We start from the raw sequence: 19,737 nt of genomic DNA, 5'->3' as shown, positions 1-19,737 counted from the left end.
GGGCCAGGACCAGGACCAGGAGGCGACGTGCCCGAGGGAGACGTGCTGCGGCTCACCGCCGAACGGCTCGGCGTCGCGCTGCGCGGCTCGCCCCTGGTGCGCGCGGAGCTGCGCTGGCCGTCGGCGGCGGGCGTGGACCTCGTCGGCGCGACGGTCACCGCGTCGGTGGCCTACGGCAAGCACCTGCTCACCCGGTTCGACGACGGCCGCACCCTGCACACCCACCTGCGGATGGACGGCTCCTGGCGTGTGCACCGCACGGGCACCCGCGAGGCGGCGAGCCGCTCCCCCGCCGTCCGTGCCCTGCTGGCCACCGCGTCGTGGACCTGCCTGGGCCTGCAGCTCGGCATGCTCGACGTGCTCCGTACCCGCGACGAGCCGCGCCTGCTGGGTCACCTCGGGCCGGACGTCCTCGGCGACGACTTCCCCGACCGGCTCGACGAGGGCGCCCGGCGCCTCGACGCCGACCCCGCACGTCCGCTGTGCGCCGCCCTGCTCGACCAGCGCACCGTCGCCGGTCTCGGCACCATCTGGACGGCGGAGTCGCTGTTCGCCACGCGACGGTGGCCCTGGACCCCCGTCGGCCTCCTGGACGACGACGAGCGCCGGGCCCTGCTCGTGGCGGCCCGCCGGCTGATGGGGCGCAGCGTCGAGGTGGGCCGACGCGGCGGGCTCGGCGCCGTCGAGCTCGCCGTGCACGGCAGGCACCGCAAGCCGTGCCGCCGCTGCGGCACGCCCGTCGCCCTGGGCAGCACCAGCGGTCCGGGCCGGCGGCCCGACGCCGGCGAGCGCGCGATCTACTGGTGCCCGACCTGCCAGGCCGCCTGAACCTGCCCGCGCCCCCGGACAGACACAGGTCCGGCCCCGCGGGCGTTCCCGCGGGGCCGGACCTGTGGATCTGACGTGCTGTGGGTTCGGCTCAGCCGACCGGTGCGAGGTCTCCTCGCATCGACTCGGCGTCGCGCGTCTCGCCGGCACGGCTGAGCAGACCGGCGTAGACGTCCGCCGGGATCGTGTCGGGGATGTGCAGGCCCTCGGCGACCGCGATCCGGTCGCTGACCTCGCGCAGCACGAGGGACATCGGTACGTCGAGCGCCTCGCAGATCGACGCCAGCAGCTCCGACGACGCCTCCTTCTGCCCGCGCTCGACCTCGCTCAGATAACCGAGCGAGACCCTCGCCGCGGACGACACCTCACGCAGGGTGCGCCCCTGGCGCTGCCGCGCGTCGCGCAGCACGTCGCCGATCTCACGTCGCAGTACGACCATCTCGCGCCCCCTCTCCGTGCCCGATTCCCTGTCCGATCGTCCCGGCACCGGACCGGTCGTGACCGGGTTCCTCGTCCGTCCTGTCGTTCCCCTGGCTCCAGGGGTGGCACTACCGTACCGCGCGCGCGGCATGCCCGGCCTGGTGTGGCGTGCATCGAGACGGCTTCGTGCCCTGTCGGTCATCACATCTTCCGCAACGCGGGCGCCCGGAGGCTTGTTCCCGCGCTCACGACCCGCGACAGGCTCGTCACGCACCCTTCACAGGCTTGTGGGCGGCGCAGCGGGGTCGCCCGCGGGCGGTGGGTCGCCCCAGGCCTCGAGCGCGAGGGCCAGCACGGCCCGCACCACCCCCGCCCGCACCTCGGCGCGGGTGCCGGCGAGGTCGAGGCGGCGGCCCCGGTCGCCCGCGGGGGTGCTCACGGCGATGTACGCCTCGCCCGGGGGGTGCCCGTCCTGCGGGTCGGGCCCGGCGACGCCGGTCGTCGCGAGGCCGACGTCAGCGCCCAGCGCGCGACGCACGCCGGCCGCCATCTGGGCGGCGACGTCGGGGTCCACGGGCCCTCTGCGCGCCAGGAGGTCCGGGTCCACGCCGAGCGTCGCCGCCTTGAGGTCCGTCGCGTACGCGACGACCCCGCCCCGGACGACCGCGGACGCCCCGGGCACGTCGACGAGCGTGGCCACCACGAGCCCGCCGGTGAGGGACTCCGCCGCGGCCAGCGACCAGCCTCGGCCCCGCGCACCGTCGAGCACCGCCCGCGCGAGCGCCCCCGGCGTCCCGGCCACCGGGACGGCCGTGTCCGGGGTCACGCGGCGGGCCGGGGCCCGGCCTCGCGCCGCCCCGCGGCGAGGAGGCGCGCCCCCTGCGCGAAGTAGTCGACGCCCGTCACGACGGTCACCGCGATCGCGGCCCACAGCACGATCCACGCCACGACGTGCACGACGCCGGGGAGCGCCGCCAGGGGCAGCAGGAAGAGCGTGATCGCGACCGCCTGCAGCACCGTCTTCAGCTTGCCGCCCCGCGAGGCGGGCATCACGGCGTACCGCAGCACCACCATCCGCAGCACGGTGACGGCCAGCTCGCGCGCGAGGATGATCGTCGGCACCCACCAGGGCAGCTCGCCCAGCGGCCAGCAGAGCAGGATCAGGGCGGCTCCCACGAGCGCCTTGTCCGCGATGGGGTCGAGGATCTTGCCGAGGTCGGTCACGAGGTTGCGCGAGCGGGCCAGGTAGCCGTCGACCCGGTCGCTCACGGCGGCGACGACGAACACGCCCGTCGCCACGAGGCGCCAGGTGACCGAGTCGCCGCCCTCCATGAGCAACGTCCACGCGAACACGGGGACGAGCGCGATGCGCACGAGGGTCACCGCGTTGGCGACGTTCCAGGGCGAGGGCGCTTCGTTGACCACCCGACCACCCTAGCGGCGTCGTGGCCCCCCGCGTCCCCGCGATTCACCCGCTGCCCCCGCGAGCGCCGGCGCGGGGACGGCATCCGCGGCAGTACCCTCCTCGCGTGGCACGGCACGCGTCCGACGACGGACGACCCGCCCGATGGCCCTACGCCGTCGCCGCCCTGGCCGCCGCGGCCGCGGGCGCCGCCGTCGCGCTCGCCTGGAGCGGCTCGCCGCCCGACGTGGGCGCCGGTGCCGCACCGCCGTCGGCGACGGGCGACCTCGACGGCTCGCCCGCCTCCTCGCCGGGCGCGACACCCAGCCCGACGCCCAGCCCGGCACCGAGCCCCGCGGCATTCACGCTGCTCGCCGCGGGCGACCTCCTCACGCACGACCCGGTCGTCCGTTCGGCCGGCGGCCCGCGGGACGCCGACTTCACGCCCCTGCTGGCCGGGCTGGACCCCTGGGTGCAGGGCGCCGACCTGGCCCTGTGCCACCTGGAGGTGCCGGTGGCACCGAAGGGCACGGACCCCAGCGGCTACCCGCTCTTCGGCGCGCCCCCGGGGCTCGTGCGCGACCTCGACGAGCAGGGCTGGGACGGCTGCTCGACGGCGTCGAACCACTCGGTCGACCGCGGGTACGACGGCGTCGCCGCCACGATCCGGCGCCTGTCCGCCGCCGGGATGGGCTTCGCGGGCACGGCCCGCAGCGCGGCCCAGCAGGACGAGCCGCAGCGGTACGTGCTGACCCGCGAGGGCCGGGAGATCACGGTCGCGCACCTGGCCGCCGCGTACGGCCTCAACGGGCTCCCGCTGCCCGCGGACGCGCCGTGGGCGGTGGACCTCATCGACGCGGACCGCCTCGTGCGGCAGGCCCGCGACGCGCGGGAGGACGGCGCCGACCTCGTCGTCGTGAGCCTGCACGCCGGGGTCGAGTACACCGAGGTGCTCACCGACCAGCAGGAGGACGTCGTGCGGCGGCTCGCCCGGTCCGGCGAGGTCGACCTGGTGATCGGGCACCACGCGCACGTGCCCCAGCGGATCGACCGCGTCGGCGAGGGCCCCGACGGCGAGGGCATGTGGGTCGCCTACGGCCTCGGCAACCTGCTGTCGAACCAGAGCGCCGACTGCTGCGACGCTCGCACCAGCAACGGCGTCCTGCTCTCCGCCACCGTCGTGCAGCGCGCCCCCGACGAGCCCACGCGCGTGACGGACGTGACCTGGACCGGCACCACCGTCGACATCGGCGGCGGTCACCACGTCCTCGCGCTCCCCGACGCCCTCGCCGACCCCGCCGCGACCACCCTGTCCGCCGCGGAGCTCGAGGCTCGCGGGGACCGCGTCCGGGACGCGGTCGGCGACGCCGCGCCGGAACGGCAGGACCCGTCCGTCGCCACGGGCCCGCCGCCGGAGGTGCTCCCCCGCGACGACTGACGGTGCGGATCGCCCGGGAGGACGGCGTCCGGACGTCAGCGCCAGCCGTTCTCCGGGTCGGTGTCGGCGTCGTCGTGGTAGTCCTTCGCCACGGGCGGGGCGTGCCCGTCGGTGCCGTCGGCGTACGGATCCGCCGCGCCCGCCGCCGAGCCGTCGTCGGCGTCCTGGTCGTAGGCCTGCGGCGTCTCGCCACGGATCAGCGCGAGCGCGGACGGCAGGTCGTCCGGCGTCACCAGCACCTCGCGCGCCTTCGAGCCCTCGGACGGGCCGACGATCTCGCGGGACTCGAGCAGGTCCATGAGGCGGCCTGCCTTGGCGAAGCCGACGCGCAGCTTGCGCTGCAGCATGGACGTCGAGCCGAACTGGGTCGTGACGACCAGCTCCGCGGCCTGCAGCAGCAGGTCGAGGTCGTCGCCGATGTCCTCGTCCACCTGCTTCTTGGCCGCCGCCGGCGCGGTGACGTCCTCGCGGTAGACGGGCTTGAGCTGTTCCTTGACGTGCTCGACGACGCTGTGCACCTCGGACTCGGTGACCCACGCGCCCTGCACGCGCATGGGCTTGGCCGCGCCCATCGGCAGGAAGAGCGCGTCACCCTGGCCGATGAGCTTCTCGGCGCCGGGCTGGTCGAGCACGACGCGGGAGTCGGCGAGCGACGACGTCGCGAACGCGAGGCGGGACGGGACGTTCGCCTTGATGAGGCCGGTGACGACGTCCACCGACGGCCGCTGCGTGGCGAGCACGAGGTGGATGCCCGCGGCGCGCGCGAGCTGCGTGATGCGCTGGATCGAGGCCTCGACGTCGCGCGGGGCGACCATCATGAGGTCCGCGAGCTCGTCCACCACGACCAGCAGGTACGGGTAGGGCGCGATCTTGCGCTCGGAGCCCGGCAGCGGCTTCACCTTGCCCGCCCGGACCGCGGTGTTGAAGTCGTCGACGTGCTTGTAGCCGAAGGTCGCCAGGTCGTCGTAGCGCGCGTCCATCTCGCGCACCACCCAGTCCAGGGCCTCGGCGGCCTTCTTGGGGCTGGTGATGATCGGCGTGATGAGGTGCGGGATGCCCTCGTAGATCGTGAGCTCGACGCGCTTCGGGTCCACGAGGATCAGGCGCACCTGCTCGGGCGTGGCCCGCATGAGGATGGACGTGATCATCGAGTTGATGAAGCTCGACTTGCCGGCGCCGGTGGCGCCCGCGACGAGGATGTGCGGCATCTTCGCGAGGTTCGCGACGACGTAGCCGCCCTCGACGTCCTTGCCCACGCCCATGACCATGGGGTGCTCGGTGCGGCGGGCCGCCGACGAACGCAGCACGTCGCCGAGGACCACGGTCTCGCGGTCGGAGTTCGGGATCTCGATGCCGATCGCGGACTTGCCGGGGATCGGCGACAGGATGCGCACGTCCGCGCTCGCCACGGCGTACGCGATGTTGTTGGAGAGCGACGTGATGCGCTCGACCTTGGTCTTGGCCCCGACCTCGACCTCGTACCGGGTGACCGTCGGGCCGCGGGTGAAGCCGGTGACCTGCGCGTCGACCCCGAAGTCCTCGAACACCTTCGTGAGCGACTCCACGACACGGTCGTTCGCCGCCGACCGGGTCTTGTGCGGCGCGCCCTTGCCGAGGGAGTCCTCGCTGGGCAGCAGGTACACCGTGTCGCCGTCGAGCATGGGCTGCTCGGCCCGGCCCATCGGGGGTAGCTCTCCCGCCGGCGGGGCCGCGGGCTCCTCCGCGGGCACGGCCTCCACGGGGGCGGTCGCGGCGGCGCCGACCCGCTGCGTTGCTGCGGCCTTGCCGGCCTTCGCGGCGGCGGCACGACCGGCCGCGGCCTCCTTCTCGAGCAGCGCCGCCTTCTCGAACGCCTCGTCGCCGGCGTACTCGTCGAGGCCGTCGGCGGCGGCCGCCTCCGCGGCCCGCTGCGCCTTCGTCTTGCGCGTCCGCTTCTTGCGCGGCGCCGGGTCGGTGCCGTCGTGACGGGAGACCCCCTCCGCGAGCGCGAGCCCGTCGTCGTCGACCGGGTCCTCCCGGTGGTTGCCGGTGAGGCGGTCGTACAGGCCGCGCAGCCGCTCGGGGATGCGGTGCACCGGCGTGGCGGTGACCACGAGGAGACCGAAGAAGCCCAGCAGCAGGAACAGCGGGACCGCGACCCACTCGGTCAGCCCGGTCACGACCGGCGTCGCGGCCAGGTAGCCGATGATGCCGCCGGCGTCCTGCAGCGCGGCGAACCCGTCGGCCGGCGCGGGCGTGCCCTCCGCGATGGCCACCAGCGCGCACACCGACACGACGATGAAGATCAGGCCGATGGCGACGCGGGAGTTGGCCTGCCCCCGCTCCGGGTGCCGCATGACGCGGAACCCCAGCCACAGGAGCAGCACGGGGACGGCCACGCCGGCGAGCCCCACGGTGCCGGCGACGACGGCGTGCACGACGGTGCCGAAGGTGCCGGAGATGCCCCACCACTCGCGCGCCGCCACGACCAGCGCGAGGGCGATGAGGAAGAAGGCGACGCCGTCTCGGCGGTGCTCGGGTTCCAGGTCTCTTGCTCCCTTGGTGATGCTGCGGGTCAGGCCGCCGAGCCCGTGCGCGACGCCCAGGTACAGGCCGCGCACGGCCCTGACGGGCCACGACTGGCGCGCCGGCCCCGACCGCGCCGGCCGCCGGGCCGGCGCCTTGCGCGTGCCCGAGCCGCGGCCGGAGCCCTTGCCCGACGAGCGGGTGGACGACGACCTGCCGGACGAGGACCGGGCGGGCGCGCGCCGGGTCGGGGCGGCCACGGATGCGGTCCGCCCCGTTCGTGCCGTCCCCCGCGGAGTCCCGGTAATTCTGCGGGCGGGTGTCCGGGTCGCCATGATGCCCCCACGGTACCCGCGCCCGCGGTCACGACGCCGCAGGTCCCGGGCGCGTGTTGCCGCTCCCCCGCGGGACCGTCAGCCCGCTGTGAGAAGCCCCACGGCCAGCGTCACCACTCCTGCGGCGAGGACGGCGGCCCCGGCGGGCAGCAGCAGCACCGCCCGGTTCGGGGACGCGCGTCCGGCTCCCACGGCCGAGAGGAAGAACCCGGCCGGCAGGAGGATCGCGGCCACGAGCACGCCGGTCGCGGCGAGCCAGCGCCAGCCGCCGGAGAGGTCGGTCGCCTCGGCGAGCACCACGCACAGCAGCCCGAGGAGGACGAGCACCCCGGCGTGCGCGTGGCCTGCCCGGAAGAAGGACGTCTGGAACGGCGTCGCGGGCACCTTCCCGGTGACGACCTTGACGAGGAACCACCCGCCGGACTCGATGCCGACGACGGTCAGGAGCACGATGCCCGCGGTGATGCGGGCGGCGTCGGTGAGCTCGAGCACGGGGACCTCCGCTGGGTGAGAGTGGCCGGACGACTGTTTACGAACACTGTTATAGAACACCGTTCGCAAACAGTCGTCAAGAGGTCTAGGCTCGCCGCATGGCCCGCCCCCGCCTCCACGACGACGCGCTGCGCACCCGCCTGCTCGAGGTCACCTCCGAGGCCCTGTCCACCGGCGGCGAGCCCGCCGTCACGGTGCGGTCGGTCGCGGCCGCCGCCGGGACCAGCGCGTCGGCGGTCTACGCCCTCTTCGGCTCGCGCGAGGACCTGCTCGCCGCCGTCAGCGCCGAGGGGTTCCGCCGGTTCGCGGTCCACCTCGCCGCCGTGCCGCGCACGGACGACGCGGCCGCCGACCTGCGTGCGCTCGGGGTGGCCTACCGCCGCAGCGCGCTGGCGGACCCGCACTTCTACCGGACGATGTTCGACCGTGCGGTGCGGCCCGGCGCGGACGCCCCGCCCGCCGTCGAGCAGCCCACCTTCCGCGTGCTGCGCGACGCCGCCGCGCGCGTGCTCGGCGTCGGGCCCGACGACGCCGAGCCCGTCGCCGTCGGGCTGTGGGGGCTCGTGCACGGACTGGTGTCCCTCGAGCTCGCGGGCCTGCTGCCCGGGGACGAGGCCGCCCGCGCGGCGCGCTACGACGCCGCGGCGGGCGCCGTCGGCCCCGCCCTGCTGGCGCGCTGACGGCCCCGCCCGGACGCGGCGCTCAGCCCCTGGGCTGCTGGGACGTGCTGCTCGACCTGCGCCACTCCTCGACGTCGGCCACGTGGCGCGCCACCGCCTCGGCCGGAAGGAACGACCCGCGGAACGACGCCGCCGCGAGGTCGGCGCGCTGGTCACGGGTCAGGTGGAACTGCGCCGTCACGGCGTCGTCGACCTCGTCGACGTAGCCGCCGAAGTACGACGGGTCGTCGGAGTTCAGGGAGACGTTCAGACGCGCCTCGAGCATCGCCGGCAGCGGGTGCTCCGCGAGCGACGGCACGGCCCGCAGCCGCACGTTGGAGACGGGGCAGACGGTGAGCGGGATCTGGTCGCGCACCAGCCTCGCCACGACGTCCCGGTCCTCGAGCGCGCGGATGCCGTGATCCACCCGCTCCGCGCCGAGCACGTCCAGCACCTCGGTGACGTGCCAGGCGGGGCCCTCCTCGGCGGCGTGCGCCGTGCGCCGCAGCCCGTGCGCGGCGGCCTTGGCGAACGCGGGCGCGAACGGGGCGGCCGAGAACCCCACCTCGGTGGACGCGAGCCCCACGCCGGCGACGGGGGCGTCGAGGGCCAGGAGGTCGTCGAGCAGCGCCTCCGCCTCCGAACCGGGCCGGTGCCGCAGGAAGGCCGCGATGAGGAGGCCGGAGACGCCGAGCTCGGCCTCGCCGTCCGCCAGCCCCTGCGTCACGCCCGCCACGACCTCCGCGAGCGGCACGCCCCGCGCGACGTGCGTCTGCAGGTCGACCATGAGCTCGGCGTGCCGCACCCCGCCCGCCGCCGCACGGCGCAGGTACGCGACCGTGAGGTCCGCGAAGTCCTCCGCCGTGCGCAGCACCTGCGACGTCGCGTGGTACAGGTCCAGGAAGGACTGCAGGTCCGTGAAGTCGTACGCCGCGCGCAGCGCGGCCGGGTCCGCGAACGGCAGGTCCACCCCGTTCCGCTCCGCGAGCGCGAACGCGAGGTCCGGCTCGAGGGTGCCCTCCAGGTGCAGGTGGAGCTCGGCGCGGGGCGGGCGCTGCGGGGTCGCCGCGAGCGGGTGGGACGGCGCCGGGGTCGAGGGGGTCGGGGTCATGCCAGGCAGCGTACGGGTCCGTGCGCGCCCGTCAGGCGACCGGGGCGAGCCTGGCCCGCAAGCCCCCTGTGATCTCGCGCACCAGGCCGACCCAGAGCATGCCGCCCGCCACCACGGCCACGGTCGCGAGGCCCTCGAACACGGGGATCGTCTCCGGGTCGCGCGAGGCGAGGCCCAGGGATGAGAAGGCCGCCTGGTTCGACGCCCACAGGCCCACCAGCCAGCACGCCCACCACCAGCCGAGCCGGCCCGGCGTCCGGCCGACTCCCACCACGGCGGCGCGCACGTCGCGCACCACCTGGAACGGGAACCAGAGGGAGACGACGGGGACCGCCCAGCCCAGCCAGACCCACACCGGTCCACGCACCTGCCGGACCGTCGGGGACAGCACCACGGCGGCACGGCGGCACTGCTGGAGCCAGAGGCAGGCGACGACGAACGCCGCGACCTGGAGCGGCAGGAGGAGGTTGCCGAGCGCGTCGTACGAGGTCGAGACGTCCAGGAGGGACCCGCCCGCCGCGAGCGCTGCCTCGTAGGGCGCGACCGCCCGGAACGAGGCGACGAGGAGGACCACCTGGACCGCGCACCAGGCCACGGCGAGGGCGGCCGTCGCCGTCGCGAGCCCCGTCGGCGTGGCCAGCGGCGGGGCCCAGCCCGCCGGGACCGCGGGCGTGCCGGCCGGGACGTATCCCGGCGGCACGTATCCCGGCGGCGCGTACGCGCCGTACCGCGGCTGCGGCGCCTGCGGTCGGACGGGCGGTGCGGGCGGGGTGGTGCCGGACGGCGGGGCGGGCGGGGTGGTGCCGGACGGCGGGGCGGGCGGGGTGGTGCCGGACGGCGGGGCGAACGGGTCGGGGGTCGTCATCGAGTCCTCCGGGGACGGCGGCGGGGCCGCGCCAGCATAGTGGCGCGGCCCCGCCGCTCGTGCGCCCCGACCAGGGCCTTCGTCGGGACGGTCAGGCCTCGACGACCACCGGCACGATCATCGGCCGGCGGCGCAGGCGCCGGTTGACCCACTGGCCGATGACGCGGCGCATCACCTGCTGCAGCTGGTAGGTGTCCGTGGCGCCGCCGGCGATCGCGTTCTCGAGCGCGGCCACGACGTCCGGCTGGATCTCCTCGAAGACCGCGTTGTCCTCGGCCATGCCGCGGGCGAGGATCTGCGGGCCGGCGATCACCTTGCCGGTCGCGGTGTCGACGACGGCGAAGACGGAGACGAAGCCCTCCTCGGACAGCGTGCGGCGGTCCTTGAGCTCGTTCTCCGTGACCGCGCCCACGGTCGAGCCGTCGACGAAGACGTACCCGCAGGGCACCGCACCGACGACGGACGCCTTGCCGTCCACGAGGTCGACGACGACGCCGTCCTCGGCGAGGATCACGCGGTCGGCGGGCACGCCCGTGCGGACGGCGAGCGCGCCGTTCGCCACCAGGTGGCGGACCTCGCCGTGCACGGGCATGACGTTCTTCGGCTTGAGCACGTTGTAGCAGTACAGGAGCTCGCCTGCGCTCGCGTGGCCGGACACGTGCACCTTCGCGTTGCCGGAGTGCACGACGCGCGCGCCGAGGCGCGTGAGCCCGTTGATGACGCGGAACACCGAGTTCTCGTTGCCCGGGATGAGGGACGACGCGAGGATCACGGTGTCGCCGTGGCCGACCTGCACCTTGTGGTCGCCGTTGGCCATGCGGCTCAGGGCGGCCATCGGCTCGCCCTGCGACCCGGTCGACATGTAGACGATGCGGTCGTCCGGCAGGCTCGCGGCCTGCTTGAGCTCGACGAGGACGCCCGGCGGGACGTCGAGGTAGCCGAGCTCCGCCGCGATGCCCATGTTGCGCACCATCGAGCGGCCGACGAGCGCGACCTTGCGGCCGTGCGCGTGCGCGGCGTTCAGCACCTGCTGCACGCGGTGCACGTGCGAGGAGAACGACGCGACGACGATCCGCTTCTCAGCCTGCGCGAAGACGTTGTCCAGGACCGGGCCGATCTCGACCTCGTTCGTGACGAACCCCGGCACCTCCGCGTTGGTGGAGTCGACCATGAACAGGTCGACGCCCTTCTCACCGAGCCGGGCGAACGCCCGCAGGTCGGTGATGCGGCCGTCGAGCGGCAGCTGGTCCATCTTGAAGTCGCCGGTGTGCAGCACCGTGCCGGCGCCGGTCGTGACGGCGACGGCGAGCGCGTCCGGGATCGAGTGGTTGACGGCGACGAACTCGCAGTCGAAGGGGCCGAAGCGCGCGGTCTGGTCCTCCGCCACGACGCGCAGCACCGGCTTGATGCGGTGCTCCTTGAGCTTCGCCTCGACGAACGCGAGGGTGAGGCGCGACCCGACCAGCGGGATGTCCCGCCGCAGCCGCAGCAGGTACGGCACGGCGCCGATGTGGTCCTCGTGCCCGTGCGTGAGGACGATCGCCTCGATGTCGTCGAGACGATCCTTGATGTACTCGAAGTCCGGCAGGATCAGGTCGACGCCGGGCTGGTGGTCCTCGGGGAAGAGGACGCCGCAGTCGATGACCAGCAGGCGGCCCTCGTACTCGAGGACGGCCATGTTGCGGCCCACCTCGCCCAGGCCGCCGAGGGCCACGATGCGCAGCCCCTTCGACGGCAGGGCGGGGGGCAGGGGAAGTTCGGGGTGAGGGTGGCTCACGGGGCCTCCAGGCCGGTAGGTCTTACGGAAGTGTGGTGGCGCCCGCACGGACGCCGTCGTTCAGGTAGCCCGCCGTCGCGAGGGCGTCGCGCACCAGCGCGACGTCGTCCTCGGAGGCGGCCACGTTGGGCAGGCGCAGCGCGCGGTTGTCGACGAGGCCGAGCGCCTCGATCGCCGCCTTGGCCATCACGGCCTGCGCGCCGGCGCCGTTGAGCGCCTCGATGACGGGCACGGTGGGCAGGTAGGCCTGCAGGGCGCCGGCGGTGTCCCCCGCGTCCCAGCGGCGGACGACCTCGGCGAACGCCCCGGCCACGACGTGCGCGGACACGGACACGACGCCGGCGCCGCCCATGGCGAGGAACGGCAGCAGCAGGCTGTCGTCGCCCGAGTACCAGGCGAGGCCCGTCGCGGCCGCCAGCGGCGCGACGGACGACACGTCGCCGGTGGCGTCCTTCGTCGCGACGACCTGCGGGTGGCGCGCGATGCGCTCGTAGGTCGACGCTGCGATCCGCACGCAGGTGCGCCCCGGGACGTCGTAGAGCATGACGGGGAGCTCGGTGGCGTCGGCGACGGTCGCGAAGTGCCGGTACAGGCCCTCCTGCGACGGCCGGGAGTAGTAGGGCGAGACGACGAGCAGGCCGTGGGCGCCCGCCTCGGCCGCCTGCTCGGCCATGCGCACGGCGTGCACGGTGTCGTTGGACCCGGCGCCGGCCAGGACGTACGCCCGGTCGCCCACCGCGTCCACCACGGCACGCACGAGGTCCGCCTTCTCCGGGGCGTGCGTCGTCGGCGACTCGCCGGTGGTGCCCGACAGCACGAGCCCGTCGTTGCCGTCGTCCACCAGGCGCTTCGCCACCTTGACCGCCGCATCCAGGTCCAGGTCGCCCGAGGGCGTCATGGGGGTCACCATCGCGGTGAGGACGGCGCCGAAGGGGCGCGCGGCGGAAGCGGCGAGCGTCATGAGGTCAACCGTACCGGGCGCGACCGGGCACGACGGACGGGACTCACCCGTCGAGCAGCCGCCCCAGCCGCGCCGCCAGGTCCGGGACGCCCGCGCCGTCGGCGTCGACCTCGATCACGCTCGGCGCGCGGGCCACGTCGTCCAGGCCCGCCGCGTAGGCGTCCCGGGCGGCGGCGTCGAGACCGGCGCGGTGGGCCGCGCGGCCGACGGCGTCGTCGGCCGCCGTGCGGCGCGCGAGCGTCGGCGCCGCCACCCGCAGGATCGCGTGGACGAACCGCGCGCCGCCGTCCGTGGCGGCGCGCGCGAAGCGCGCCACCTGGTCGGGCCGTGCCACGAGCTGCGGGACGACGACGTCCGCACCGGTCCGCAGGTGCGAGCGCGCCATGTCGAGGGCGAGGTGCCGGGCCGGCTCGGCCGTGTCGGCAGGGTCGGCCGGGTCGCCGGAGATCAGCGTGCGGACCACGTCGACGTCGAGGACGAGCGTGCCGGGACGACCGGCGGCGAGCGCCCGTGCCACGGCCGACTTGCCCGCGCCCGGCAGCCCGTTGAGCAGCAGCAGCGTCGTCCCGCCCGCACGCCGCCCGTCACCCATCCGTCGATCGTAGGGAACGTCACGGGCGACCAGCCACGGGCGAGGTCTGCCGTTCCCCGTGTCGAGCGGACCGGCCCCTGTGCATACTCGGGGCATGAGCTCGCTGTCCCCCGCGCTCGTGGCCCACCTGCCGACCGGCATGCTCGCCGACGGCCAGTGGACCGCGGCCTCGGGCGGGCGGACGTTCGAGGTCACCGACCCCGCCAGCGGCGAGGTGCTGTTCGACGTCGCCGACGCCTCCCCCGAGGACGGCCGGCGCGCGCTCGCCTCGGCGGCCGACGCCGCCTCCGCCTGGCGCGCCGTCGCCCCGCGCGAGCGGTCCGAGCTGCTGCGCGCCGTCTACGAGCGGCTCGTCGCGCGCGGCGACGCCGTCGCGTCCCTCATCACCGCCGAGTGCGGCAAGCCCTTGGCCGAGGCGCGGGCCGAGGTCGCGTACGGCGCCGACTTCCTGCGGTGGTACGCCGAGCAGGCCGTCCGGGCCGACGGGCTGGTGCGCACCGCCCCCGCCGGCGCGAACCGCCAGCTCGTGCACCGACGGCCGGTGGGCCCGGCGCTGCTGATCACGCCGTGGAACTTCCCCATCGCGATGGCGACGCGCAAGATCGGCCCCGCGCTCGCGGCCGGCTGCACGGTCGTGATCAAGCCCGCCCACCAGACGCCGCTCACCACGATGCTCGTCGCGGAGGTCATCCGCTCCGAGGCGGCCGAGCGCGGGCTCCCACGCGGCATCGTGAACGTCGTGCCGACCGCGAGCTCCGGCGACCTCGTGGCGCCGCTGCTCGCCGACGACCGGCTGCGCAAGCTGTCCTTCACCGGCTCCACCGCCGTCGGCCGCACGCTGCTGAAGCAGTCCGCCGACCAGGTGCTGCGCACGTCGATGGAGCTGGGCGGCAACGCGCCGTTCGTCGTCTTCGCCGACGCGGACCTCGACGCCGCCGTCGACGGCGCGACTGTCGCGAAGCTCCGCAACGCGGGCCAGTCGTGCGTCGCGGCCAACCGCTTCCTCGTGCACGACTCCGTCGCGCGCGAGTTCGCGCGACGTCTCGCCGACCGCTTCGCGGGCCTGCGGGTGGGGCGAGGCGACGTCGCCGGGGTCGACGTCGGCCCGCTCATCGACGCGAAGGCCGTCGCGAAGGTGGCCGAGCTCGTCGACGACGCCACGGGCCGCGGCGCCCAGGTGCTCACGGGCGGCGGACGACCCGGCGGTCCCGGCACGTTCTTCGAGCCCACCGTGCTCGCCGGCGTCGACCGGGACGCGCGGGCCGTGCGCGAGGAGATCTTCGGCCCGGTCGCACCCGTCGTCGGGTTCGCCGACGACGACGAGGCGTTCGCCCTCGCCAACGACACCGAGTACGGGCTCGCGGCCTACGCCTACACGACGTCCCTCGATCGGGCCCTGCGCGTCGGGGCCGAGATCGACGCCGGGATGATCGGCATCAACCGGGGCATGGTCTCGGACGCGAGCGCCCCCTTCGGGGGGATGAAGCAGTCCGGGCTGGGCCGCGAGGGCGGCGAGGCGGGGCTCGAGGAGTTCCTCGAGACGGTGTACGTGGCGCTCTGAGCGCCGGCGTCCGTGCCGGGCGTTTTCCCGCGCCGGCGCGCGCCGTGATTTCCTACCGGCGTGACACGTGGACAGGGGCGCGACCCGGCGGTGCGGTCCGCCGCACGCCAGGGGGCGAGCGTGGCGGTCGCCACCGGCCTGTACGGCATCTCGTTCGGGGCCCTGGCGGTCGTGGCCGGCGTCAGCGTGCCGCAGACCATGGCGCTGAGCCTGCTGCTCTTCTCCGGCGGGTCGCAGTTCGCCCTCATCGGTGTCGTCGCCGCGGGCGGGTCCCCCGTCGCCGCGATCGCCACGTCGACCCTGCTGGGCGTGCGCAACACGCTGTACGGTGCCGTCGTCGCGCCGCTGCTCGAGGTGCGCGGCTGGCGCCGCCTCGCCGCGGCGCAGCTCACGATCGACGAGTCGACGGCGGTGGCCGTCGGCCAGCGGGAGCGCGCCGCCACCCGGGCCGGGTTCTGGGTCACCGGGGTGGGCGTGTTCGTGCTGTGGAACGCGTTCACGCTGCTGGGCGCGCTCGCCGGCGACGCCCTGGGCGACCCGCGCGCCTGGGGGCTCGACGCCGCCGCCGGGGCCGCGTTCCTCGCCCTCGTGTGGCCGCGCCTGGCCGCCCGGCGCGCGCAGGTCGTCGCGGCGCTCGCCGTCGCCGTCACCGCCGCGCTCATCCCCGTCGTCCCCGCGGGCGTGCCCGTCCTGGCCGCCGCGGCCGTGGCGATCGTCGTGGGCGTGGTCGCCACCCCGGCGACGGACGACCGGAAGGAGGCCGCATGACCACCGCCGTGCTGTGGGTGACCGTCCTCGCCGCCTCGCTGCTGAGCTTCGGGCTCAAGCTCGCCGGCCACCTCATCCCCGAGCACTGGCTCGCGACGGAGCGCGTGCAGCGCACGTCGACCCTGGTGACGGTGGCGCTGCTCGTCTCGCTCGTGGTCGTGCAGACCTTCGCGGACGGGCAGGCCCTCGTCGTCGACGCCCGCGTGCCGGCGCTCGCCGTCGCCGCGATCGCCCTCGCCCTGCGCGCCCCGTTCATCCTCGTGGTCGTCCTCGCGGCCGCCACCGCGGCGGGGCTGCGCGCCCTCGGCTGGGGCTGACGGACCGCGCGGGGTCCTCCGGTCACTAGGGTGGCCCGATGGCACTCTTCCGCGAGACGGCCGACGTCTCGGTCCGCCCGGCGGTCCCCGGCGACGAGGACGCGGTGACCCGCGTCCAGGTGTCGGCGTGGCGCGCGACGCACGAGGTGGCGCTGGGCGACGGCGTCGTCGACGCGCTTGACACCGACACCATGCGCGAGCGGTGGGCGCAGGCGATCACCGCACCCCCGGGGCCGGGCTTCGCCGTGCTCGTCGCGCTCGACGGACCGGAGATCGTCGGCTTCGCGGCGGTCGGACCGGGCCAGCTCGTGGCGCTCGAGGTGGAGCCTCGCCACCAGCGCGGCGGCCACGGCTCGCGGCTCCTGTCCGCCGCCGTCGACCGGCTCCGCACCGACGGCGCCGAGCAGGTCGTCACCTGGGTGCTCGACGACGACTCCGCGCGCGAGCGGTTCCTCTCCTCGGCCGGCCTGGGGCCGGACGGCACGTCCCGCACCCTGGCCACCGGCGTGCGGGACGTCGTCGAGCGGCGCTGGTCCGCCGCCATCTGAGCGCACCGCTCTTCCCTACCGCACGGTAGGTTTCTTGCTACGCTGCAGGGGTTGCCCGTCGTCGACCCCAGGAGCGCCCCGTGACCCTCGACCAGACCGTGCCCGCCTCAGAACCCACCTCTGCACCCGCCCACCCGTTCGACGTCGAGCGCGTGCTCGCGTCGCTCACGCTGGAGGAGAAGGCCTCCCTGCTCTCCGGCGTCGACTTCTGGCACACGCAGCAGGTCGAGCGCGACGGCGAGACCCTCGTCCCGTCCGTGATGGTCACCGACGGCCCCCACGGGCTGCGCAAGCAGGACGAGACCGCCGACCACCTCGGGCTCGGCAACAGCGTGCCCGCCACCTGCTTCCCGACCGCGGCCGCGCTCGGGTCGAGCTGGGACACCGACCTGCTGCGCCGGGTCGGCGCGGCGCTCGGGCGCGAGACGCGGGCGAACGACGTCGCCGTCCTGCTCGGACCGGGCGTCAACATCAAGCGGTCGCCGCTGTGCGGTCGCAACTTCGAGTACTTCTCCGAGGACCCGGTCGTGGCCGGCGAGCTCGCGACGGCCCTGGTCGAGGGCATCCAGTCCCTCGGCGTCGGCACGTCGCTCAAGCACTTCGCCGCCAACAACCAGGAGGCCGACCGGATGCGCGTGTCGGCCGACGTCGACGAGCGCACGCTGCGCGAGATCTACCTGCCGGCCTTCGAGCGCGTCGTCACGAAGGCGCAGCCCTGGACCGTCATGTGCGCCTACAACAAGGTGAACGACGCCTACGCCTCGCAGCACGACTGGCTGCTCACCACGGTGCTGCGCGACGAGTGGGGCTTCGAGGGCCTCGTCGTCTCCGACTGGGGCGCCGTCCGCGACCGCGTCGCCGGCGTCGCCGCCGGGCTCGACCTGGAGATGCCGTCGTCGGGCGGCCGCACCGACGCCGAGGTCGTCGCCGCCGTCCGTTCGGGCGCGCTCGACGAGTCCCTCGTCGACGCCGCCGCGCGCCGCGTGCTGCACCTGGTCGCCCGCTCCCTCCCGGCGCTGGACGCCCCCGGCTCGTTCGACGTCGACGCCCACCACGCGCTCGCCCGCGAGGCCGCCGCGGCGGGCACGGTGCTGCTGAAGAACGCCCTGGTCGACGGCGCGCCCCTGCTGCCCCTGGCGCCCGAGGCGCTCGCCGGCGCCGTCGTCGTCGGCGAGCTCGCCCGCACCCCGCGGTACCAGGGCGCCGGCTCCTCCCAGGTCAACCCGACCCGCCTCGACGCCGCGCTCACCGCGCTGCGCGAGGCAGCCGGCACCGACCTGCCGTTCGCCCCGGGCTACACGCTGGCCGAGGGCCCCGCCGACGACCGCTCCCCCGACGCGCTCGTCGCCGAGGCCGTCGAGACGGCGCGGGGCGCGGGCACCGTGCTCGTGTTCCTCGGCCTGCCCGCCGCGTACGAGTCGGAGGGCTACGACCGCGACCACCTCGACCTGCCCGACGACCAGGTCGCGCTGCTGCGCGCCGTCGCCGCGGCGAACCCGCGCGTGGTCGTCGTGCTCGCCGGCGGCTCGGCCATCTCGGTCGCCCCGTGGCAGGACGACGCCCCCGCGCTGCTCACCGGCTGGCTGGGCGGCCAGGCCGGCGGCTCCGCCGTCGCCGACGTCCTCACGGGCGCCGTCGCGCCGTCGGGCCGGCTCACCGAGACCCTGCCCCTGCGCCTCGAGGACACCCCCGCCTTCGGGAACTTCCCCGGCGAGCTCGGCCACGTCCGCTACGGCGAGGGCGTGCTGGTGGGCTACCGCTGGTACGACGCCCGCAAGGTCGACGTCGCCTACCCGTTCGGGCACGGCCTGACCTACACGACGTTCGCGTACGACGACGCCACGGCCGAGGTGACCGGCTCCGGCGCCGACGCCCGCGTGCGCGTCGCCGTGCGGGTGACCAACACCGGCGCCGTCGCCGGCGCGGAGGTCGTCCAGGTGTACGTCGGCGACCCGCAGGCCCAGGTGCAGCGGCCCGAGCGCGAGCTCAAGGCGTTCGCCAAGGTGCACCTGGAGCCGGGCGGGTCGCGGGTCGTGACGGTCGACCTCGACGCCCGCGACCTGTCCTACTGGCACCCCGTGCTGCGCCGCTGGGTGCTGGAGGGCGGCGAGTTCCGCGTCGCCGTGGGCGCCTCGTCCCGCGACCTGCGCGCCGAGCTGGTGGTCGACGTCGTCGGCGAGGACGTCACCCTCCCGCTGCACCAGCTGTCGACGCTCGGCGAGGCCCTGGCCCACCCGGTCGCCGGCGCGATGATCCGGCCCGCCCTCGAGGCGACGCCGATCGACCCGTCGATGCTGGCCATGGCGACGGACATGCCCCTCGCGGTCATCGCCGACTTCGGCCTGGCCGGCTTCGACCGCGGCACGCTCGAGCAGCTCGTGGCGGCCGCGAACGCCTGACGAACGCGCCCGACCTGCCTTCGAGCAAGCGATCGGTCGCGCCATCCGGGCCGATGGCGCGACCGATCGCTTGCTCGAAGGCAGGCGGAGCGCGCAGCCTCAGCCGGCCCGGTCGACGACGATCAGGTCCAGGTAGGCCCGCAGGTCCGCGGCCATGTCGACGCGCTCGGCGCGCGGCCGCTCGAGCGAGTACAGCCACTGGACCTGCAGCCCGTCCATGAGCGCCACCACCGTGCGCGCGGCGACGCCCGGGTCCACGCCGTCGCGGAGGCGCCCCGCGTCGCGGAGCCGCTCCAGCTCGCGTCGCATGCGGTCCAGGGTGTCGCGGTAGCGCGCCTCGAAGAACTCGTGCGCCGGATGGTCGGCCGACGTCGCCTCGGCCGCGAGCCCGGCGAACACCTCCACGACCGGACGGCGCAGGGCGTTGCGCTCCACGAGGCGCACGAGCGCCTCGAACATGGTGCGCCCCTGCTCGACGTCGGTGTCGAAGTCCGCGAAGTCCACCGCGTCGCGGTGCTCCAGCACCGCCTTCAGCAGCGCGGCCTTGGTCGGGAAGTGGTGCAGCAGGCCCGGGTGCGAGATGCCCACCCGCGCCGCGATGTCCCGCAACGAGGCGCCGTGGTAGCCGACCTCGGCGAACGCGACGATCGCCGCCTGCAGGATCTCCTCGCGCTTGGCCCGCCCCTTGGCATAGCCCCGGCGGGGCGCGGTCTCGTCCTCGATCGTCGTGTCGCTCACGTCGGCCATTCTCCCCTCGAT

19 protein-coding genes are annotated in these 19,737 nt (G+C 75.3%); 8 read left to right on the top strand and 11 right to left on the bottom strand.

All coding sequences use genetic code 11. From position 1 onward, the window contains the following. The first annotated feature begins 27 nt into the window (after nt 1-27). Nucleotides 28-828 (top strand): DNA-formamidopyrimidine glycosylase family protein, encoded by an 801-nt coding sequence (locus ACQP60_RS03650; RefSeq protein WP_429728477.1) that lies wholly within the window; start codon nt 28-30, stop codon nt 826-828. Between the two features lie 91 nt (nt 829-919). Here the strand turns inward: ACQP60_RS03650 and ACQP60_RS03645 are convergent, their stop codons facing one another. From ACQP60_RS03645 to pgsA, 3 genes are all read right to left on the bottom strand, one after another. Then, nucleotides 920-1,267, bottom strand: a complete 348-nt coding sequence (locus ACQP60_RS03645; RefSeq protein WP_429728475.1) for a helix-turn-helix domain-containing protein — start codon at nt 1,265-1,267, stop codon at nt 920-922. A 258-nt stretch (nt 1,268-1,525) separates the two neighbouring features. Beyond that, the gene (locus tag ACQP60_RS03640) at nt 1,526-2,074 is read right to left on the bottom strand and encodes a CinA family protein (RefSeq protein ID WP_429728474.1); all 549 of its coding nucleotides are present in this window, start codon (nt 2,072-2,074) and stop codon (nt 1,526-1,528) included. After that, a complete protein-coding gene (pgsA, locus tag ACQP60_RS03635) occupies nt 2,071-2,673 on the bottom strand; it encodes a CDP-diacylglycerol--glycerol-3-phosphate 3-phosphatidyltransferase (protein WP_429728473.1) in 603 nt (200 codons plus the stop codon). Before pgsA ends, ACQP60_RS03640 begins: the two co-directional genes overlap by 4 nt. A gap of 104 nt (nt 2,674-2,777) precedes the next feature. On the opposite strand from pgsA, the gene ACQP60_RS03630 reads away from it, so the two are divergent. Next, nucleotides 2,778-4,088: a CapA family protein gene (locus ACQP60_RS03630; protein ID WP_429728472.1), complete on the top strand. Its 1,311-nt coding sequence runs from the start codon at nt 2,778-2,780 to the stop codon at nt 4,086-4,088. Nucleotides 4,089-4,123: 35 nt separating this feature from the next. Here ACQP60_RS03630 and ACQP60_RS03625 read toward each other — a convergent pair whose 3' ends face one another. Continuing rightward, nucleotides 4,124-6,853 carry an FtsK/SpoIIIE family DNA translocase gene (locus ACQP60_RS03625; protein WP_429728471.1) on the bottom strand — a complete coding sequence of 910 codons (2,730 nt, stop codon included), beginning with the start codon at nt 6,851-6,853 and terminating at the stop codon, nt 4,124-4,126. Nucleotides 6,854-7,006: 153 nt separating this feature from the next. Then, nucleotides 7,007-7,420 carry a hypothetical protein gene (locus ACQP60_RS03620; protein WP_429728470.1) on the bottom strand — a complete coding sequence of 138 codons (414 nt, stop codon included), beginning with the start codon at nt 7,418-7,420 and terminating at the stop codon, nt 7,007-7,009. Between the two features lie 98 nt (nt 7,421-7,518). On the opposite strand from ACQP60_RS03620, the gene ACQP60_RS03615 reads away from it, so the two are divergent. Continuing rightward, entirely contained in the window at nt 7,519-8,100 is a 582-nt protein-coding gene (locus ACQP60_RS03615) for a TetR/AcrR family transcriptional regulator (protein WP_429728468.1), read from the top strand. A gap of 22 nt (nt 8,101-8,122) precedes the next feature. Here ACQP60_RS03615 and add read toward each other — a convergent pair whose 3' ends face one another. The 5 genes from add to ACQP60_RS03590 all read right to left on the bottom strand — a co-directional run bounded on the left by add (nt 8,123) and on the right by ACQP60_RS03590 (nt 13,385). Next, the gene (add, locus tag ACQP60_RS03610; protein ID WP_429728467.1) at nt 8,123-9,190 is read right to left on the bottom strand and encodes an adenosine deaminase; all 1,068 of its coding nucleotides are present in this window, start codon (nt 9,188-9,190) and stop codon (nt 8,123-8,125) included. 31 nt (nt 9,191-9,221) lie between these two features. Next, nucleotides 9,222-10,055 carry a DUF4328 domain-containing protein gene (locus tag ACQP60_RS03605; protein ID WP_429728465.1) on the bottom strand — a complete coding sequence of 278 codons (834 nt, stop codon included), beginning with the start codon at nt 10,053-10,055 and terminating at the stop codon, nt 9,222-9,224. Nucleotides 10,056-10,146: 91 nt separating this feature from the next. Beyond that, nucleotides 10,147-11,832, bottom strand: a complete 1,686-nt coding sequence (locus tag ACQP60_RS03600; RefSeq protein ID WP_429728464.1) for a ribonuclease J — start codon at nt 11,830-11,832, stop codon at nt 10,147-10,149. Between the two features lie 22 nt (nt 11,833-11,854). Then, nucleotides 11,855-12,793, bottom strand: a complete 939-nt coding sequence (gene dapA, locus ACQP60_RS03595) for a 4-hydroxy-tetrahydrodipicolinate synthase (RefSeq protein ID WP_429728463.1) — start codon at nt 12,791-12,793, stop codon at nt 11,855-11,857. A gap of 43 nt (nt 12,794-12,836) precedes the next feature. Further along, entirely contained in the window at nt 12,837-13,385 is a 549-nt protein-coding gene (locus ACQP60_RS03590; RefSeq protein WP_429728462.1) for an AAA family ATPase, read from the bottom strand. Nucleotides 13,386-13,479: 94 nt separating this feature from the next. Here ACQP60_RS03590 and ACQP60_RS03585 point away from each other — a divergent pair, with 94 nt between their 5' ends. The 5 genes from ACQP60_RS03585 to ACQP60_RS03565 all read left to right on the top strand — a co-directional run bounded on the left by ACQP60_RS03585 (nt 13,480) and on the right by ACQP60_RS03565 (nt 18,978). Continuing rightward, nucleotides 13,480-14,946 carry an NAD-dependent succinate-semialdehyde dehydrogenase gene (locus ACQP60_RS03585; RefSeq protein ID WP_429728460.1) on the top strand — a complete coding sequence of 489 codons (1,467 nt, stop codon included), beginning with the start codon at nt 13,480-13,482 and terminating at the stop codon, nt 14,944-14,946. A gap of 60 nt (nt 14,947-15,006) precedes the next feature. Then, nucleotides 15,007-15,714 carry an AzlC family ABC transporter permease gene (locus ACQP60_RS03580; RefSeq protein WP_429728459.1) on the top strand — a complete coding sequence of 236 codons (708 nt, stop codon included), beginning with the start codon at nt 15,007-15,009 and terminating at the stop codon, nt 15,712-15,714. After that, nucleotides 15,711-16,031 carry an AzlD domain-containing protein gene (locus ACQP60_RS03575; RefSeq protein WP_429728458.1) on the top strand — a complete coding sequence of 107 codons (321 nt, stop codon included), beginning with the start codon at nt 15,711-15,713 and terminating at the stop codon, nt 16,029-16,031. The genes ACQP60_RS03580 and ACQP60_RS03575 overlap by 4 nt, the downstream gene beginning before the upstream one ends. A gap of 38 nt (nt 16,032-16,069) precedes the next feature. Further along, nucleotides 16,070-16,579, top strand: a complete 510-nt coding sequence (locus tag ACQP60_RS03570; protein ID WP_429728457.1) for a GNAT family N-acetyltransferase — start codon at nt 16,070-16,072, stop codon at nt 16,577-16,579. An 80-nt stretch (nt 16,580-16,659) separates the two neighbouring features. Further along, nucleotides 16,660-18,978 (top strand): aryl-beta-d-glycosidase, encoded by a 2,319-nt coding sequence (locus ACQP60_RS03565; protein ID WP_429728456.1) that lies wholly within the window; start codon nt 16,660-16,662, stop codon nt 18,976-18,978. Between the two features lie 99 nt (nt 18,979-19,077). On the opposite strand, the gene ACQP60_RS03560 is transcribed toward ACQP60_RS03565, so the two are convergent. Beyond that, nucleotides 19,078-19,716: a TetR/AcrR family transcriptional regulator gene (locus ACQP60_RS03560; protein WP_429728455.1), complete on the bottom strand. Its 639-nt coding sequence runs from the start codon at nt 19,714-19,716 to the stop codon at nt 19,078-19,080. Nucleotides 19,717-19,737 lie beyond the last annotated feature (21 nt).

It is taken from the genome of Isoptericola variabilis (genome assembly GCF_050311655.1).
GTDB lineage: Bacteria > Actinomycetota > Actinomycetes > Actinomycetales > Cellulomonadaceae > Isoptericola > Isoptericola variabilis.
Note: the sequence above shows the minus strand (reverse complement) of the source record. Positions and strands in the feature narration are given on the sequence as shown.

What these genes read in the sequence shown, in the direction of transcription:
- ACQP60_RS03585 (WP_429728460.1), top strand. Translation starts at nt 13,480, where the DNA reads ATGAGCTCGCTGTCCCCCGCGCTCGTGGCCCACCTGCCGACCGGCATG.
- ACQP60_RS03615 (WP_429728468.1), top strand. Translation starts at nt 7,519, where the DNA reads ATGGCCCGCCCCCGCCTCCACGACGACGCGCTGCGCACCCGCCTGCTC.
- add (WP_429728467.1), bottom strand. Translation starts at nt 9,190, where the DNA reads ATGACCCCGACCCCCTCGACCCCGGCGCCGTCCCACCCGCTCGCGGCG.
- ACQP60_RS03590 (WP_429728462.1), bottom strand. Translation starts at nt 13,385, where the DNA reads ATGGGTGACGGGCGGCGTGCGGGCGGGACGACGCTGCTGCTGCTCAAC.
- ACQP60_RS03575 (WP_429728458.1), top strand. Translation starts at nt 15,711, where the DNA reads ATGACCACCGCCGTGCTGTGGGTGACCGTCCTCGCCGCCTCGCTGCTG.
- ACQP60_RS03605 (WP_429728465.1), bottom strand. Translation starts at nt 10,055, where the DNA reads ATGACGACCCCCGACCCGTTCGCCCCGCCGTCCGGCACCACCCCGCCC.
- ACQP60_RS03570 (WP_429728457.1), top strand. Translation starts at nt 16,070, where the DNA reads ATGGCACTCTTCCGCGAGACGGCCGACGTCTCGGTCCGCCCGGCGGTC.
- dapA (WP_429728463.1), bottom strand. Translation starts at nt 12,793, where the DNA reads ATGACGCTCGCCGCTTCCGCCGCGCGCCCCTTCGGCGCCGTCCTCACC.
- ACQP60_RS03645 (WP_429728475.1), bottom strand. Translation starts at nt 1,267, where the DNA reads ATGGTCGTACTGCGACGTGAGATCGGCGACGTGCTGCGCGACGCGCGG.